This is a genomic window from Bacteroides stercorirosoris, from assembly GCF_900142015.1.
GTDB classification, from domain to species: Bacteria; Bacteroidota; Bacteroidia; order Bacteroidales; family Bacteroidaceae; genus Bacteroides; species Bacteroides stercorirosoris.
Genome location: NZ_FQZN01000034.1, coordinates 1 through 19678, shown reverse-complemented (window position 1 = coordinate 19678; position 19678 = coordinate 1). Strand labels below are relative to the sequence as shown.

At 38.7% G+C, this 19678-nt stretch carries 10 protein-coding genes; 7 read left to right on the top strand and 3 right to left on the bottom strand.

Features of this window, described 5'->3' with window-relative positions:
• Positions 1 to 75: 75 nt before the first annotated feature.
• The 3 genes from BUC01_RS20220 to BUC01_RS20210 all read right to left on the bottom strand — a co-directional run bounded on the left by BUC01_RS20220 (position 76) and on the right by BUC01_RS20210 (position 5281).
• Positions 76 to 1689, bottom strand: a complete 1614-nt coding sequence (locus BUC01_RS20220; RefSeq protein ID WP_025832781.1) for a hypothetical protein — start codon at positions 1687 to 1689, stop codon at positions 76 to 78.
• 154 nt (positions 1690 to 1843) lie between these two features.
• Positions 1844 to 3769: a glycoside hydrolase family 127 protein gene (locus BUC01_RS20215; protein ID WP_073314659.1), complete on the bottom strand. Its 1926-nt coding sequence runs from the start codon at positions 3767 to 3769 to the stop codon at positions 1844 to 1846.
• Positions 3770 to 3838: 69 nt separating this feature from the next.
• Positions 3839 to 5281: an alginate lyase family protein gene (locus tag BUC01_RS20210; RefSeq protein ID WP_243462531.1), complete on the bottom strand. Its 1443-nt coding sequence runs from the start codon at positions 5279 to 5281 to the stop codon at positions 3839 to 3841.
• 394 nt (positions 5282 to 5675) lie between these two features.
• On the opposite strand from BUC01_RS20210, the gene BUC01_RS20205 reads away from it, so the two are divergent.
• The 7 genes from BUC01_RS20205 (at position 5676) to BUC01_RS20175 (ending at position 19544) form a co-directional block, all read left to right on the top strand.
• Positions 5676 to 8489 carry a ligand-binding sensor domain-containing protein gene (locus BUC01_RS20205; protein ID WP_025832783.1) on the top strand — a complete coding sequence of 938 codons (2814 nt, stop codon included), beginning with the start codon at positions 5676 to 5678 and terminating at the stop codon, positions 8487 to 8489.
• A gap of 200 nt (positions 8490 to 8689) precedes the next feature.
• Positions 8690 to 9907 (top strand): glycoside hydrolase family 88 protein, encoded by a 1218-nt coding sequence (locus BUC01_RS20200; protein WP_073314657.1) that lies wholly within the window; start codon positions 8690 to 8692, stop codon positions 9905 to 9907.
• A 22-nt stretch (positions 9908 to 9929) separates the two neighbouring features.
• Positions 9930 to 10475: an RNA polymerase sigma-70 factor gene (locus BUC01_RS20195; RefSeq protein WP_025832784.1), complete on the top strand. Its 546-nt coding sequence runs from the start codon at positions 9930 to 9932 to the stop codon at positions 10473 to 10475.
• 128 nt (positions 10476 to 10603) lie between these two features.
• Positions 10604 to 13672 (top strand): SusC/RagA family TonB-linked outer membrane protein, encoded by a 3069-nt coding sequence (locus tag BUC01_RS20190; protein ID WP_073314672.1) that lies wholly within the window; start codon positions 10604 to 10606, stop codon positions 13670 to 13672.
• 13 nt (positions 13673 to 13685) lie between these two features.
• Complete coding sequence (locus BUC01_RS20185) at positions 13686 to 15500, top strand: RagB/SusD family nutrient uptake outer membrane protein (protein ID WP_025832787.1); 1815 nt, start codon at positions 13686 to 13688, stop codon at positions 15498 to 15500.
• A 205-nt stretch (positions 15501 to 15705) separates the two neighbouring features.
• A complete protein-coding gene (locus BUC01_RS20180; RefSeq protein ID WP_025832789.1) occupies positions 15706 to 17205 on the top strand; it encodes a glycosyl hydrolase family 28 protein in 1500 nt (499 codons plus the stop codon).
• A gap of 62 nt (positions 17206 to 17267) precedes the next feature.
• Positions 17268 to 19544, top strand: a complete 2277-nt coding sequence (locus tag BUC01_RS20175) for a hypothetical protein (protein ID WP_025832790.1) — start codon at positions 17268 to 17270, stop codon at positions 19542 to 19544.
• The last annotated feature ends 134 nt before the right edge of the window (positions 19545 to 19678 follow it).

The window sequence follows — 19678 nt, the reverse complement described above, 5'->3', positions numbered from 1 at the left end:
TAAATATTGTTTTTATATAAATACGGTTTATTAGAAGAATATACTCAATGGATAGGTAATTAATTAATCTTATACTTAACGATAGATGAAAAAACTCCGTTCCACAGGTTCGGCAGTCTGGATCTTTCCGGCATGACCGTATTGCCATGCTACGACTGTTACCTTTAGCGGAAACTTGCTGCGTGGCGGAATAGAGGTGAATATCAGCTTGTCGTCTGCAATTTCTGCCGGTCCTTCTTTTACATAATAGTAGACAGGCAAACCGCAGTCGGAAGTGGCATGAAGCGGAATAGACTCCGTCCCTTCTTTCACGTCATCAATACCGGGGAAAAGGATGTGTTGGCGTTTACCCTCCGTATTGCGGTAGGGGATGCGGAAACTGAATTCCTGCACGGTACTTTTATAGCTCTTATCGCCGTCATTACTTGCCAGCAAGCAAATATCACCGGTACGGCGCGTGTTGTACATTCCCATGCGATAGAAACGGACGGTAAAAGTAGTGTCATTCACTTTCTGTACGGGGCCGCAGATGCGGGTTATCTCGGGCGGAGTTGAGGCGTGTTCGTCGGACAATGCAGTATGCAGGCTGTCCGTATATACGGCTTTCAGATGAAAGGTCAAACCATCCTCTTCGGGCAGGAAGCGGGCGGAAATACGTACATGGGACTGAGGGTTATAACTGAGTAGTTGTCCATTTTGCATGAAACCGAGATATTGTGGTTTCTTTCCCCGTTCCTGTCGATAACGTTCTTCTGTAATTTCTGCCATTTCCCGGTCAAAGTACCAGAAAGCATCATGCGGGTCACCTTTGTATTGTGTGTAGGGCGCCGCCTTAGCCCGTTTTTTCTGATTGGGGTGCCAGCGTTCGGCAAGCCACCCTTCCTGTGGATTCACTTTTTTCAGTTGCATTGGATCACCTTTCTCTGTTGTTTCAGGCAGGCGGTATTTCAACGCTTTTTTTAGAAAGAGGGCAATGTATGCGGCTGTGCGGTCGGCTATATCAAAGTGCCCCCGCCCTGCATCACATAGAAAAGAGATACAGCTTTCAGGATACATCATGCGGAATGCCAGAGCCGGATTAACACGGGCTTCCCACCATTCATATTCTCCTTCAATCATAAGGCCGGGGATGCCGTCGATATTGCGGTTTCGTCCCCATTCCAGGTTCTCCCGTCCATATCCGGTAAGATTGGTACGCGGGGCGTCGCCGTGGAAAGAAATCACAGCTAATGTACGTTCCGGATTCCAGGCGGCAAAGTTCCAGGGAAAGGTGGCCATGGCAGAGTGTCCGAAAGGGATAACGGGTGCATCTTTCAGTTCACTGTAACCACTGACGGATGCGAGGTCTTCCAGCATCTTGTCGAATGCTTCCTGACTTCTGCTTTTCACATCCCATTGCTGGTCCCAGCCGGGAGTAATCCATACGAGTCCAATGCCGACTTCCGCCATCTCTTTACGGAACAGGGGATTTTCGAACAGAGTTTCTTCGGTCATGTTATGAATGCCCACCATGACGGCTTTCACCCGGTTGCAATCGGAAGGTATCCATAAAAATGCTTGTGGGTGGTCGTTTGTTTCTTTGGATATAATTCCGGGTATTTGTACGGACCATTGCCATTCGGCAGCCGTCAACTTGGAAAATGAGAGGATAGCAAATATCAATACTAAATAAAAACGACACTTCATCATATCTTCTTTTTGTTATTGTGCCGCCTGCCGGTTAGCGGCAGGGCGGCATGATGTGAGTAAAAGGTAAAACCCACAGAGAGAGATTAAAAGAACAGTTTTTTTCATCTGTGATGTTCTCTTGTTTATTTTATCGGTATCTGTCATTCTGATGTACTTATTCGGTTTTTAAATCCCAATATACAACGTAGCGCTGGCGATGCAAATCATACAGAGGCTTTAAAAGCGTACCTTGCTGATTCCTGAATTCCAGGCTCTTTCCTGTGCGTTGCAGGCAACGTTCAGGATGTTTCAGGTCTACCTGCAATGTGGTGTTTAACCCTGCCGGAATGTGATAATTATAGGTGTAGTAGTCATTGTAAAGCTCCGGGTTGGAGAAAGGAGCCGGAGACTGCATTCCTTCAGTACCGAGTTCACCCGCCAATACTAACGGACCATATATCAATGCGCCCTTCTGAGGATTATCGGGAGTGGTTTCCAATTGTATTTCCATTGGATAATTGGCCTCAATCTTGTCTCCGTCTTTCCATTGTCGTGTTACGGCAATGTATGAACCCGGTTTTTGTTTTACAGAAATCCGTTTGCCGTTAACCTTGACTGTCACCTTCTTGCTCCATGATGGATAGCGCAGATACACGGTGGTTTCTACCGGCTTTTTCGCATGGATGGTCAGTACCGTTGTTTCTTCTGCCGGGAAGGCAGTTTCCTGGCGGATAACCATTTCTTTTTCTTCCCAGTTTACTTCCGAAGGGATGAAGAGATTCACATAAATACCTTTATCATTATGGTAATAAATCGCTTCTCCGTATTTGGCATGGTTTTCGAATCCGCTACCTACACAACACCAGAAAGAGTTCTCCTGTGTGCTGTACACTTTGTGCGAGCCGGACAGCAGGGGCAGGAAGTAAGTCACCATTCCGGTTTTAGGGTCTTGCTGCCCTAAGATATGGTTATAGAGTGCCCGTTCGTAGTAGTCGGCTATGGAGGCATCGCCTGTCCAGCAGAACAAGTGACGGCTTAATTTCAGCATATTGTATGTGCAACATGTTTCTCCGGTATATCCGGTGAGGTGTTTGGAGAACTGTTTCGGATCGAAGAAGTGTTCCTTATCACTGCTGCAACCGGGGGCAAAAGTATGATGATTAATCATAGTGTGCCAAAAGAAGTCAGTTAGTGTACGGCTTTCTGCACTTTTCGTCAGCTCATAGTTACGGGCTTCGGCCAGAACCTTGGGGATGAAGGTATTGGTGTGTTTGGTTCCCAAGTCATCACGTTGTTCTTTCAAGGGATCGATGACATCATTATGATAGAAAAAATCGGCGAGCCAACGGTAACGCTCATCGCCTGTAATGGCGTAGAGATTATAGAAAGACTCGTTTACACCGCCGAACTCGTTCCGTATCATTCTCTTCCGGGTAGTTTCATCCAGAGGCTTTAGCTTGTTATAAGCCCAGTCGCCCATACGGGTCACAACGTCAAGCGCCTGTTTGTTGTCTGTATAGAGATATTGGTCAATTAATCCTGAGAAGAGTTTATGGAGAGTGTACCAGGGTGCCCATACGCCTGTACCCCGTATATTCCTATTAATCAACTCTTCCGGATAAGCACTGAGATATCCGTTTCCCAACGCTGTCTGTACTTCGGCCAGCCCACTGACCAGACTGTCACCTTTCTGTTTGAATATCTCACTTCCGGTAGCCGCATACATTAATGCATAGGCTGATAGCAGATGCCCTGCGGTGTGTCCTCGCAGTTCGCAGTCAAGAGATTCCCAACCGCCTAGTTTCTTTACAGTCATATATCCGCCTTCGCGTCCGGCAAATACGCCTGCATTGGTGCGAAAGCTGTGCAGCAAACGGTTGGTAGCTATCGAGGTCATCCAGACAGAGTCCCGCATCATGTTATCGCGGAAGCGGCTCGGAAGCAGACGTACATCTTTTAAATCAAAACTCTGAACCTGCATCGGAGCTACGGTTTCCTTTTTCATCTTTCCGGTGTGCTGTCCGGGATAGATGGATTGGGCGGAAAAGTTACTAGTTGCTATTGAACAAATTGCTATTACTATTAATTTCTTATATTTCATACTCTTATATTTTGATGGTTACTTTTGAATGTTTCTACTTGTAATATACGAATAGAAAGTACAGGATACTCAAAAACCTTTTTTAAAAAGTGGAATATCTTCTATCTTTTCATATGAACGAATCCATTCTATTACAACAGGATTATTACTGATATTGCCGAAATTAAGAATTATAGTAATGCTGGTTGGTCTTTCTGTAAAGCGAGTCCCGTTGTTGGAAAGGAAATCAGTAACTTTAAATACATAGATATCTTTTCCTACTATCTTGGCTTTAGCAGTATTCAGTTTCCAAAATTCAGGAGCACTGGCAACGCTGTAACTTAACTGTAGCCAGTCTTTGTTTGCTGTTATTGGAATTTTAGGAGCTTTGACGGCAATATATGGATAGTTTCCGGCATGATAAGAAATCTTTTTTTTCTGCATGTTTACTCCTGGGGAAACATATGACATAATATTGTTTACGGGTTTGTATGTGCAATTGGTAAATACCCATCCTTCGTGTCGGGATAAATTTTCATCAATGCGTCCCTGGATTTTTCCTTCATTCTGATCTTTTCCTAAGTAGAACAGTAAGCTGCCGAACCCCGGATTATCACAAGTAAAACCTGGTCCTTCCGGACGTATCATATCCAATACAGTTTTTGTATAAGGCATTTCTAGTCCTTTACGTTCAACATAGTGATTATAGGCTATTTCAAATAATGAGCGGAAACGCCCCATTCCTTCTTCTCCTAAAGTTGTCCAGCTTGAGTATTTGCCAGTAATATCTTTCCATGTAAAGAAAGGAACCTCATAACCTAAATTTGATTTTGCCAGATATTCATAACCTTTCATCAGGCGGTTGTCTAAGGCACTATACAGATCTTTTCCTTGTGTCCAAGTTATTTCTGCTATTTCAGATAAACATCCTAACCCTAACATAGCATGTTGTTGGTCTCGTCCACTTTCTTGGCTTTGTCCGGATTCTGCTACATAATTAGGGAGTGTTCCATTATCGTGTCCTTTCAGAAAAAAGGTGATTGCGTCTTCGTATAACTTCCGGTCATTCAAGAATACACCGAATGCCAGTTGTGCTTTGGTTACAGCAATTCCCCAGTTTCCATTTGTATAGGGTTTGGTGTTGTAGAAAGTTGTGAGTATAGGTTGAAATACATTTCGAAACATGGCTTCTACCTTTTGCGTATCTTCTGTATTCCATCCCTTATCATACTTATCTATGGTATAAGTATATCTCATAATTTCTGTTGCATTTACTAACATGAAGCCCTGAAGACCGGCACAAAGCGGATCATCGGGCCCTTCAATTTTCTTTAAAATATTGGCATAAGCTCTGATTATTTCCATAGCTTTATCTGCATGTGCTTGTTTTTCAGTAATGATCCAAAGGATAGCATTATAGTAGGCAGCATTGAAATCATGTTCACAAGGGGCTTTTGTGTAGCCATATCTACCAGCACGGCTGATAGTTTCAAAAGGTCCCTTTATGCAGTAGTTTGCTTTTCCTTCGGGCAATCCTTACATGATATTGAATGAGCCATAAGCTGGTTGTGACTTGTTTCTGACAAGTTCGCGAATTCTTTCTAATGAAGATTGGGAATGGAGTAATCCTGGATGGATAAAGTTCTGACTATTCACATCTGTCATGATATAAAATAGAAAAGTAAGAAGTAACAAAGATCTGTGTTTCATCATATTCTCAAAAGTTATATTTTTATGGTTATTTCAATATAATAACGTATTAATGTATCTATTTACCTAAAGGGCTATCCATAATTTTATTCATTACTATCATATTGGAAGCTAAATAAAGTTTTAGTAGGCAAAACTATACATTCTATCAAATAAATCACTATGTTTGTCGAACTCTTTGTCTGACGTGAAGAGTAACAATTGATTTTTATGACTCATGAAAAATACACATCATCACATACAGAAAATAACTTTATTACTTGTTCGCTGTTTATTAGTAACAATAATATTGCTACTGCCTTCTTCTTTATATTCAATTCAATACCCTCCTGTATTTCGTTCCATAACTGTATCCGAAGGGTTGTCTCATAATACAATCAATGCTATATATAAGGACACGCGAGGGTTTGTATGGTTAGGTACACAGATGGGACTTGATCGCTTTGATGGCATAAACGTAACACATTTTCCGGAAATATCCGGACAGACTGTTTTTGCAATAGAGGAAACTGACACTATTAATTTATGGATTGGCACAGATAAAGGTTTGATTAAGTTTAATCGAAAGACAGAAATAGCGGAGACCATTGTGTTAGATGATAAATCTTTGTCCGTGAAAGTTTTGTTTCCAGATAAAAAAGGCCGGTTATTAGTTGGTACTTCCCGTGGATTATTTTTGTATAAGGATGGTAATTTCAAGAAAGTTCTTCTTGATCCGAATGCATTAGCATCTACCAATAATTTGATGGATATAGTGAATGGAGAAGATGATTGTGTTTGGATAGCCTCAAATGGCGGGTTGATTCATTATAATATAGCTATGGAGAAATCTCAGGTTTTTAAAAACAATATTCGAGGAGGTTTCAATTATTATACTTGTTTGGCTGTGTTAGGGAAAACAATTTATTTAGGTACAGCTAACCAAGGCATGTTAACGTTTGATATAGAGAAAAAGACTTTTGCTGTTTATCCGAAAATAGGTAATGGATGCATTAAGACCTTGGTGCCTGTAGGGACTGATACCTTGTATGTGGGAACGAATGGAAGTGGTATTAAAATATTAAAAGCATCTACAGGACGGGAAGTGGCATCAATGGAACATTCAGTTCATGAGAATGCAATTTGTTCGAATGCAGTCTATTCTTTACTGAAAGATAAAGATGTTTTGTATGTTGGAACTTATATGGGTGGCTTAAGCTATACTCCCACGTGTAGAGATGTATTTTCTGTTTATTCTTTTGGTTCTAAGTTCGATTCTCGTAATCTGAATGTGCGCGCTTTTTGGATTGGTACGGATGGAAGGAAAGTAATAGGTACCCGGGATGGACTTTACTATATTTCAGAGAGAGAAAATATTGTAAGGCATTATGTTGCTAAGTCATCTATATTACGTTCGGATATTATTTTATCGGTTAGACCATTGGGGAATGATTATATAATTGGGACTTATGGTGGTGGAATGTACTTGTTGAATGCTGATACAGGTGAACTTTCTTTCTTTAAATCAGATGAATGCTTTAAGCAGCATTCATTTGTAGGATGTGAAAGGGATCATGAAGGTAAATATTGGATTGGTAGTTCATATGGAGTATATATGTATGATGAATCAACAGAAGAATATATTAACTATAATAACCGGAATTCCTCTCTTTCAATAAACTCTATTTTTACGTTAAGAATTGATTCAAAAAAAAGAATATGGTTTGGAGCGAATGGAGCTGTATTTTTATATGATATGTCGAATAATACTTTTAGATCTAATGTATTTCCGGAGAACATAGCTCCCTTTACGAAAAGTATACGTTATATTTATGAAGATAAACACAAGAATTTATGGTTTTGTGATGACAAAGAAGGAATTGTTAAGGTTGATGAACATTTTACCAAGTTTGAGCATATCACAGTGAATGATTTTCTCCCTAATAATTCAGTTATGAGCATTATAGAGGATTCGCTTGATGGTGGACTTTGGTTTAGTACTCAACGCGGACTGTTATATAGAAAAGATAATTACCATAAGATATTTTCACTTTATGATGGCATTCCCGGATACATATTCAACCCCCCAGTCCAAAGAACAGAAGATGGATCTATTTGGTGGGGAAATGAAAAGGGACTCGTGAGATATATTCCCCAATTATCTCCTCAGGATCCTATAACGTTGTTACCCCCTGTTATAACATCAGTAGCAGTTGCTGGTAGGACTTTGCAGTCAGGGGAAGACCTTATGCCAATTTCTTCTACTTTTATGGAAAAACTTTCTCTCCCCGTGAGTAAGAATAATGTTGCATTTACCTTTTCTGCTTTAAACTATGCTGTTACAAATACAGATATTTATGAATATTGTTTAGAAGGGTATGATAAGGAGTGGTTGACGTTGATGAATGGAAATCAAGTGTCTTACACAAATCTTCCTGTAGGCTCATATATTTTTAAGGTAAGAGCGGCATCCAATCCAAGTGCGATTCGGTCAGTAGCAGTAGAGGTGGTGAAAGGGCTTTCTTATACATTATGGATGATTGTGATTTGTGTCTTGGTGTGTCTGATGCTTCTGTATAGTTATTATGGTCTGTTGAATAAATATAAAAAGATAAAAATAGGCTTGCAGGAAAAGATGGTACAGATAGAAGAGGTGCCGAAAGAAAAATATCAGAAATCTCGGGTGGAAGAAGATGAAGTGTTCCGAATAGAGAGGAAACTTATGGTGTGTATGGAAAAAGATAAAATGTATTTGAATCAAGATTTGAGGCTACAAGATGTGGCTAATGCCATTGGGTGCAATACTGGGGATTTGTCTCAAGTCTTAAACTTATATCTGAAAATAAATTTCCCTGATTTTATTAACCAATATCGTGTAGAAGAATTTATTGTACGTGTGCGGGATAAAAATGCTTCTAAGTATACGCTGGCTTTTCTGTCAGAACAATGCGGTTTTAGTTCCCGGACTTCATTTTTTCGTTCTTTTAAAAAACTTAAAGGTAAATCTCCGGCTGAATATATTAAAGAAGAAGGGATTGTCCTAGATAAATAGCATTAAACGAGAGTACCAAAAAAATATGGAACTCTCGCTTTTTATATGTGTAAGTATTTGAAAACTAGGTGGATAATTATAAATGCGTTTCAGCCTTTTGGATGGTATCTATCTTATCTTTTAAAATGATTCAAATGAGATTCAACTAGCTACTTTTGCTATCGTTGAAATTAATTTGTTCATTTAAAAAGAGTGATATTATGAGAAGCAAAACTATTTTTTTTCTTTTTTTCCTTATGATAGGAATTGCATGTACACAACCCTCGGGAAAGTTCTCAGTAGATGCTAATATTGATTATTGTAAATCACAAGCTTTGCGTACATTGGCCGTTATTCCTTCTAATTCTACTAAAGAAATCCCTAATTCGATAGATGAAAATGATGTAAACTGGCACTTTACTAATCCGGGAGCATGGACCTCCGGCTTTTGGCCAGGTATTTTATGGTACTTATATGAGAATACGAAAGATAATATCTGGAGAACCGCTGCTGAAAATTATACTCGGATGATTCTTCCAGTAACTAACCGGAAGGTTAGTAGCCATGATATGGGATTTATTACAATGTGTAGTTTGGGTAATGGATATCGTCTGACGGGTAATGTGGAATATAAAGAGGGGTTATTGCGTGCTGCTGATTCTCTTTCTGTTTTATTTAATCCTAAAGTGGGTACTTTTCTCTCATGGCCGGCTATGGTTAAAAAGGAAAACTGGCCTCATAATACTATTATTGATAATATGATGAACCTGGAACTTCTTTTCTGGGCAGCTCGTAATGGGGGAAGTCGTCATCTTTATGATATAGCATGTGAACATGCCGATACAACAATGAAATATCATTTTCGCAAAGATTATTCTTCTTATCATGTAGCTGTTTATGATACATTGACTGGAGACTTTATAAAGGGGGTTACTCATCAAGGATTAAGTAATGAATCTATGTGGGCACGTGGTCAGGCATGGGCTATCTATGGTTATACTATGGTATATCGCGAAACAGGAGAGACACGTTTTTTGGATTTTGCCCGTAAAGTGGCTGATATATATTTGACTCGTTTACCAGAAGATTTGGTTCCTTATTGGGATTTTGATGCTCCGGATTTGTCTTCAGCCGAGCCCAAGGATGCATCAGCCGCGGCCATCACAGCTTCTGCTTTGTTGGAACTCTCTACTTATGTTGCCAAACCGGATTCTTCCCGCTACTATTATGATAAGGCAGAAAAAATGCTTGAAATTTTATCCTCATCAAATTATAAGGCTAAAGATAGAAAAGATGCGTTCTTGTTACATTCAGTTGGGCATATGCCGCGTGGCGGGGAAGTGGACGCCTCGATTATTTATGCTGACTATTATTATCTGGAGGCATTGACCCGTTTTAAAAGATTACAAGAAAGCCGGTCTGTATTAGCTAATTTATAATGTCTTTTTATCTTATCTTATTATGAATACACAACTTATTGATACAGGGCACCATTCGGCAGAAAATATCTCCTTGGAAAATATTTATGAAAAGTACCATATTTTCTTCGTTCGTTATGCAGAGAAAATGGTAGGAGGTGAATTTTATGCTGAAGATGTCGTACAAGATGTATTTATCAGCTTGTTACAACAGACTAATTATTTTGTATCAGAAGCATCCGTTTTGAAATATATATATAAAGCAGTCTATAACCGATGTATTGACTTTGTACGTCATAAACAAATAGAGCAACAGTATGAAGAAATCTGTAATAGTGACTTTAGAAGTACATTGAATAAAGACGGACATAATGCTTTATTGACCAAAGAGTTCTTTATAGTAATAGAAAAACGGATAAAAGCTCTTCCTCAAAAGTGTAAGCAGATATTTATGCTGAAATATGATAATGAGTATTCCAATCCTGAAATTAGTGAAAGATTGGGGTTATCGATACGCACAGTCGAGAATCAGGTATATATCGCACGTAATGTGTTGCGTAAATATGTTGATTTGTATTTGTGCTCTTAATTATTTGAAGGAAAAAATGCTTTTTCATTTGAGTGAATGAAAGTGTATTTCCGTTTAATTTATAGATTTCAAAAATTATAAATAATTAATTGCGTTTGATTCATTATGTTAAACTTAAAATGCATGCTATGAACAAGAAAGACAAATTCTTTATGCTTTTGGCATTGTCTTGTTTGCCGTTGGCACAAGTGTCTGCGGAACAAACAGATGGTATGACTGCATCTCCTATTCCTCAGGAGGTACAACAGAATTCAGTTAAAATCACTGGTAAAGTGGTAGATGCTCAAGGAGAGCCTGTTATAGGAGCTACGGTAATGGAAAAAGGTACTACTAATGGTATTATTACCGACGTTGACGGTAATTTCACATTGAGTGTATCCCTAAACAGAAAATTGCAAGTCTCGTATGTAGGCTACAAAACACAAGACATAACAATCGGGGCTGATCGCATTCTCAGAATTACATTAAAAGAGGATACAGAATTGTTGGATGAGGTTGTGGTAGTAGGTTATGGTACAATGAAAAAGTCAGATCTGACAGGTGCCATTTCTTCAGTGAATACTGAAACTTTAGTTAGGGGTGGCAATGCGAATGCTATTGGAGCTTTACAAGGTTCGGTTGCAGGTGTCAGTATTCTGAAAAGTAATAATAAACCTGGTGGTGGTTATAACATTAAAATCAGAGGCGTAAGTTCTATTTCCGGTTCCAGTGCTCCGTTGATTGTTATTGATGGTATTCCTGGAGCAAGTCTGGATAATATTAATCCAGATGACATTGAAAAAATAGATATTTTGAAAGATGCTTCATCTACAGCTATTTACGGATCACGTGCAACGAATGGTGTTGTTATGGTTACTACAAAGAAAGGAGCATTGGGAGAGCCGAAAATTAGTTATAGCGGATATGCTGGTTTTAGGAACTATACCCATAAACCCGAAATGATGTCGGGTGATGAGTACGTTCAGTTGGCGATGGAGAATGCTCGTGCGCTCAATGGTAATGAGTATAAGACGCTTGAAGAAATATTCACTGATCCATCTGAGTTGAAAGCAGTGAAAGATAGAAATTATTATGATTGGGTAGATGCTATTACGTCTCCGGCTTTTATGACCAGTCATACGATTTCTGCTACCGGAGGAACTGAAAAAGCTAAATATACTTTAGGTGGAGGTTATTATTTTGAAGATGGTATGCAATTTCCGCAGGAATTTTCAAGATATAATATGCGTGCATCTGTTGATTTGAAAGCTAATGATTATCTTGCTTTCGGAGGTAGTTTATACATGACTCATTCCGTTCGTGATACCGGTAATTCTTCATTAATGGTAGATGCATTGCGTATGCGTCCTACGCAACATCCTAATAGTTTGGTAACAGGAGAAGAGATTTGGAAATATGCAAGTAACGGTATGTTCAATCCTTTGATAACGAATAAAAATGAGTTTAATAAAACGAAAAAGTTGAATATCCTTTCAAACGTGTATGTAAAGTTGACACCTGTAAAAGGTTTGGAAGTAACCTCCTCTTTTGCTTCCAATATGACAAATGACCAAATTGGCCAATATCGTGGCGTTTGGACGAAAGCCTTACAGGGGACTGCTAAAGGTGCCACTAACCTGTTGGATAAAAATAATTACACCAATTGGGTTTGGGATAATATTATTCGCTATAATTGGGAGCATAAGATACATAAAATAGATGTTACAGGTGTGTATTCTTTGCAACAGAATCAAGATGAGAAAATGCGGGGAGCCTCTAAGGACCTTCCATTTAATTCATTATGGTATAATTTGCAAGGTGGTGAAATGACTTCAATGACTTCCAGTTATGTACAGTCTAATCTGATGTCTTTTTTAGGACGTATCAATTATACATTGGCCGATAAGTATATGCTGACTGCCAGCTTGCGTTACGATGGTTCATCAAAACTGGCTGATGGAAATAAATGGTCTTTATTTCCATCGGTTGCAGTAGCATGGCGTGTGAAAGAAGAGGCATTTATGCAGAATCTGGAATGGCTTTCAAATTTGAAATTGCGTTTAAGCTATGGTCAAACAGGTAATGATACAGTTAGTCCTTATTCTACTAATGGAACAATTGCGGGGTCACAGTATTATTCGTTTGGAACCAATGCAGTTATTGGTACTTATCCCAACAACATCCGCAATGATAAATTGGGTTGGGAAAGAACTTCTGAATACAATGTCGGAATTGATTTTGGTTTCTTTAATAACCGTATTTCCGGTTCTGTGGAGTATTACAATCGTCTGACAAAGGATTTGATTATGAATAAGAGCATCCCTACTCACTTAGGATATTCCAGTGTGCGTGACAATGTTGGTTCGGTAAGAAACCAAGGATTTGAGCTGATGTTGAATACAGAAAATATTCGTATGAAAGACTTTTCCTGGCAGACTACTTTCACATTGTCTTATAACAAAAATGAAATTGTTGACTTGGCATTCAAGGAAGATTTAGGTGTCTATTCTGATCGTTTGAAGGGGATGCAAGGAGATTATAATAACCGTTGGTTCATCGGACAGCCCGTACAACTGAATTGGGATCTTGAAACAATCGGAGTATGGCAGTTGGGTGAAGAAGAGAAAGCTAAAAAATACGGTCAGAAACCGGGACAATTTAAGGTTAAGGATTACAATGATGACGGTGTTATAAACGATAAAGATCGTTTTATTAATGGTGCTCGTATTCCTAACTGGACAGGGGGTATGACGAATATGTTCCGCTATAAAGAATTTGACTTGTCTTTTCATATGCATTTCCAGACTGGGGCAAGATTGAGAAACCAATTCTATGTATCTTATGCATTGGAAAACAATAATGCTAATTTGGGCAATATGAAAAAGGACTACTGGACACCTGAGAATCCTACAAATTCATGTGGACAGCCTTCCAATATGGGACCATACAGAGATCAGAATACTACAGGTAAAAGTGTATCTCATATTGTGCAGAAAACCGACTTTCTGAAGGTTTCTTATATAACTCTGGGGTATACGTTTAAGAAAAATCTCCTAAACCGTATAAAAATGAGTAATTTAAGGCTTTATGCTACTGTACAGAATCCATTTACTTTTACTGACTTTTCTGGATTTGACCCGGAACAACCTACTGAACAGGTGTCCAATTCTGATATGATAACTTGTAATGTGCTGTTCGGATTAAATGTTTCATTCTAAATTTTAAAGTATTATGAAAACAAAAAAATATTTTATAAAAGGATTGCTGATTCTAGCATTGGCGAGTGGACTTTCATCCTGCTCTGATTTCCTTGACGAGACTAACTATTCCAGTCAGTCTGCTGATGAATACTTCCAGACAAAGACAGGTTATGAAGGACTGATAAATGGATGCTATTCTCGTTTAAGGAGCATTTATAATTCTAAAGAGTATATATCTCTTGGTCATCTTGGTACGGATATTTGTACGCAAAATAATACAATAGGGTTGTCTAATCTTAATCAATATCCGGTGAATTATGATGCTAATGAGGGTAGTGTCTATTCAATGTGGAACAAATTGTATGCTGCATTGAAAGATGTAAACGCCGCTATTGATCGTTCTGATAAAGTACTTTTGTTAAGTAACGACCCCGATGGACTGGCGGATGATATTCTGGAGCAAAGAGTTGCTGAGGCGAAAGCATTACGGGCTCTTCTTTTGTTCGAAATAGTTCGTAATTGGGGACAGGCACCTTTAATGATTCATGAACCACTTGCACCTGTCAAGACTGCTGAATTGACTGATGGTGCACAATTTTATGCACAAATTTTGAATGACCTTGAAGATGCAATACGCGTCCTACCTGCCCGTCAGACCGGTAATAACTATGGACGTATGTCGGCATCAGCTGCCAAACACTTGCGTGCATTGGTCTACTTAACTAGAGGATATGAAACTTATGCTGATTCTAAAGACTTTGAAAACTCATATAAGGATGCAATAGACGTGATTAACAATTCAGGTCACAAACTGCTGGAGGACTTTCAAATGGTACATCGTCAATCTAATGAAACGAATGATGAGATAATATTCTGTGTAGGCTTCTCTACAGGTGCCAATCATAATGTAAATAATTGGCCGAAATGGTTCTTGTTTCCATATCGTGAAGGTTGGGCAGGGCTTTCTAAAGATTCCTATTACAGTAATGACGATGCGGCTGCTATCCCTACTAAATATGCTTATTTAATGTATGATTGGCTTAAGGACAGAAGAGCTTCTGTAACCTTTATGAGTCCAGTGAATGGTGATCCAAAGACATCGACCGATGGTAGGGATACAGGTAAAAATTGGTTCCAGTGCACTGGGGCTATTGCGGGAGTTTTTGAGAAAGGTGATACTGTCATTTATTTCCCTGTACCAACTGATAGTAAATTCAAATATTGGTCTCAGGCTGACAAGGATGCAGTGAAATATAAAGTATATAATTTCCCGACAGGTAATCCGGAGGACATGTCCTCGGATGATTACTTTAAATTGGGATACCAATCAACAAACTCCAACACTCGTGCTTTCTTACCAGTATGGAAGTTTAAGGATGCCAATACGATATATAATGAGAATGGTAATGCTTCTGGTACCCGTGATATTTATATGTTCCGTCTTGCTGAAACTTATTTGATTGCTGCTGAAGCTGCAGTGAAAAATAATGATAATCCAAACGCTTTGTTTTATATTAATAAAGTGAGGGAGAGAGCTGCAAAAAATGCTCCGGAAACTGGATTGTCTTTATATGCTGGTACAGTCACTTTAGATGATGTTCTGGATGAACGTGCAATGGAGCTTTTTGCGGAAGTGCCCCGTTGGAATGATCTTCAGAGAACACGTAAATTAGCAGAAAGAGTATTGAAGTATAATTGGGATACTAATAACATTGCTGGTGGCATTCCTACTCAACTGACAACAGAAACTTTTTTGAGTAAATATATTCGTCGTCCGATTCCTTTGACATGGTTGAATGCTTTGTCTAATGGCCAGGAACTAGGTAATAATCCTGGTTGGCAGTAGGGATTAATATATAATGTCTTTAAGAGGACTATTTTCATTAGGAAGGTAGTCCTCTTTTCATAATTAGTGCTTGTGTTTTTAAATATGTGGATAATAAATATTTGCTCTTAGTGTTGAGTAAAAGTGGCTGCATATTCGTCTTTATTTTGAAATAATAATCTGAATAGTAATAAGTTTACTAACTTCAAATAAAATGGAAAACATTATGAAAACATCATTGAAAAGAGCTGTGCATGCACTTTTATTAACAGCATTGTCTATCATGACAGTTAGTGCTAAAGTAATAGGTTATTCAGCTCCGAAAGGAGAGAATTTATCTGCGGACTATGTAGTAGAGGTAGATGGTGTGCCAATACCTGTTTATATGGCAGTAACACAGCATCACGATAAGAAATATTCGGTAGCCTATTTTGACTTCTCTGGTACAGTGACTGTGAGGATAAAGAGTAAGTTATCTTTGGAAAAGTTGAATATATTGCCGGATAGATATAGCATTAAGCCTTTTGTTTCTGAAGATGTAGCGGTTTTCCAGCTTCATGAACCATGTGATATTTCTTTTGAGCCGGATGGTTGTAACAGTCCATTGTTATTGTTTAGTAATGAACTGGAAACATATGTTCCATCAAAGGATAGTCCGAATGTAATTTATTTTGGTCCGGGAGAACATAATCCGAAAGATGGGCTGATAAAACTGTCAAGCAATCAGACATTATATTTGGCAGGTGGGGCTGTTGTTAATGCCGGTATAGAAGCAACCGGAGATAATATAACGATTTGTGGTAGAGGAATTTTAGATGGTTCTGATTGGGAACATAATGCCGGACCGACTGATTTTATGATTAATGCTAAAAAATGTAATAATTTGGTGATGAAGGATATTATTATAAAGGGTTCTTATTATTGGACCGTTGTTCCTCAAAATTGTGACCGTGTATTGATTGAGCATATCCGTTTGGCCGGTTCTAGGGTCGGGAACGATGATGGGGTAAATCCTTGTAATTCCAGTAATGTAACAATTCGGAACTGTTTTTTTCGTACAGATGATGACTCTGTTTCGCCCAAAGGAATTACTCGGGCTGGAGGAGAGAAGGACTCAAAATCGGTTGAGAATATAACGGTGGAGAATTGTGTCTTTTGGGTTGATTTCGCTAATGTATTTCGTATGGCTACGGAAAGTAGTTGTCCGGCATTTCGTAATTTCACGGCACGTAATATTGATGTGATTCATTTCCCTGATCGCGATCGCGTACAGATTTTCTGGTTGCATCCAACAGGAGAAATGCCGATGGAGAATCTGTGTTTCGAAAATATCAGGATTAATGGAGAACTACCTTATAACCTGGTGAAACTTACACCTGCTTTTCAGTTAGTAGGAACCCGTCCAATCGTAAAACCTACTCCAAATGACATTAAGATTGGATCAGGAAGACGTGGGCAGGGTAGTTGTGGATATGGTGAATTTGTTGTAATACCTTCTCAGGGACCTTATATTCATAATGTTATATTTCGTAATATTACCACTTATGGGAAAGAGAGTGATCGTAAAGCAGAACGGGGAACAGTCATGATGCAAGGTCTAGATGAAAAGCACGATGTTTCTGGTATTGTGTTTGATAATGTGAACTATTACGGTGATAAGATAAATGCCGGAAAACCGAATATTCAGATAGGAGATTTTGTGAAACATGTGCAATATGCAGAATAGCATATTGAGTATTTGAATGTAATGATCCGTTCTTATTATGTACTATATTTAAGAATAAAACCATGAAAAAGAAATTAGTTATTTGTTTTTTTATTTGTCTTACTACCTTGACTGCTTTTTCTCAGACAAAAGTAGTAGATGAGATTATTTTTGGCAATGTCTCTTCCGAGAAGAAGCATCACTTTTCAGAGAAAGCCAGTGAAGTTATAACGGGAGGATTGAATGAGGTTGCTCGTCGATTACTTCCTATAAACTCGGAACGTGTGGAAGGTGGAAACGTTACTTTTCGTATGGAAGTAGATCCGGTTAAACAGAATTATTTCACAGTCCGTTTTTGGGGATCAGATTCCGGTAATAGCAATATTCTGATTCTATTTTGTGAAGGAAAGCAAATCGGTTACAGGCATCTGGGAGATTATGACATGCTTGATATAGCTAATGAAGATGCACCATTTCCTGGAAGATTTACCTATACCACTTTACCTTTACCACTGAAAATGACACAAGGAAAAAAGGAAATAGAATTAAGCATCCGTTCTACAGGTACCATAGGGAGATATGGCGAGACTTTTGATAAATACCAGAAACCGATGGTAGAGCCTACTAAGGCTATTTATAAAGGGTATATTCATACAGAAGAATGTTTTACGCCATCTAAAAAGGAAAAACAAGGAACAGAACCGTTAGAGCTGCAGCCTCGTACTGTTCCCGGTGAAGAAGTTCTGGAAGAAGTGAAACAACATGTAAATAAGGAGCTGGATAGATTACTTGCAAAAGATAACTTATCGCAAGATGAACTTTGGGTATTGAGTAGTGCTTACCGTATTACTTGGACAAATGTTTATAAGGATGCTCTTATCATAAAGAAAGTCATTGATGGTGCAGATAAGTATTATGAACGTTTCCAGAAAGAACCGAAGTCCGTGTATGTAGGTTCTTGGGTGACGACTGGTCCCTTGTGTATTGCTATTTATCAATTCATTCCTGAGATAAGTAAAGTTCTTGACAAAGAAATGCCAAATGGTAAAACGCGACGGGAAAATTGGGGAGAGATGTTTGAGAAATGCGTTGATTACGCCAAAACACACCGTCGACAATATACGAATCAGAGTATGATTGTAGATTTACATTTGTACAGTGTTAATCGTGTATTGGCTATTATTAATCCGGAAAAAGCTTTACCTATGTATCAGACATTAAGATACTTGTATGAGTCAATGGGAATGGTACCTTGGCTGGGGAGTGAAATGCCTGACGGACCGGCAATGCCTTTGAAGGATGATTATTTTCAATTGACAGGGAAAGGATTGAGCAAAGAGTTAGGATACGTAGGAGGTTATGGAGAGATCTTAAACTGGATGACACTTATTTATGAAATAACGGGGGAACGAGGCATAGTTGATACTAGAGATCCCTTGATCCGTGCTCAGTTACTCAAGAACATGAAAGCTCGTAGTTATTTCCGTTACCCGGCTTTGGATAATGAAGGTTTTCCGGCTATGCGTGCTGAAGCTGTTGTAGGTTGGAGAGATCATGGCTCTTATCCGGGTAATATTTTATATGGAGAGAAAGGTTTTACAAGAGAAACAACTCCTACGATGGCTACTGCATCTACCCTTGATTCTGATGCTATAGCTTTTGTACAACAAATGATGGAAGATAATCAGTATTTTGCGGTAGTAAAGGAAAAAATGAAAGATCTTAGCTTAAACTCCACGCAGATATTGATGCGTATTCCGGATGAGTATGAGTTAGTGAAGAAACAACCTCGCCAAGAAGGTAAACTTCCTATGTCGAAAGGAATGCCTGATGTTCTTTTTGCAGATGAAGAAGTGGGAGTGGTTGCATTGAAAAATGATGATGAAATTCTTTACGCTTCTTTGTATTGGCGTGCCAATTATGCCGTAAATTTTTTAGCAAGGGTACATTATATTACTCCGGAAATAGATCGGGTGGCCACTGTATTTCAAGATATCAAGTACACTGACAGTGGTTTTAAATATATACGTCCTGAACGGATTAATCTATTCTTTTCTGATGGGAGAGATTTCTATCCGGGCATACAGTCTGCTCATACCGGTGAAGAATTGCCAATTGCTAAAGTGCCTGATGGCATACGATACGAACCTGGAAAAGAAAACGTATATGCAGGAAAAGGTGATTTTTACACTCTTCGGTATGGAAAATATCTGATAGGTATGAATTGTACGAAAAATCGTACCTTTGACTTGGAAATTCCTAAAGCAAAACAGATATTGAGTTTTCCCTCAAAAGAATTGGTAAAGGGAAAAACATTATTGGTAAAGCCGATGACAACCGTAGTGTTGATTGTAGAATAAGAACTGTATTTACTGTGCAACGTGAGTTCTGAAGGATTAGGCACTGTCCACAATTTTGTGTAAATAGAAAACTTCAGGATTCGGGTTTTATACTTGAATCCTGTTTTCAAATATAGTAATAAATTGGTTAAATA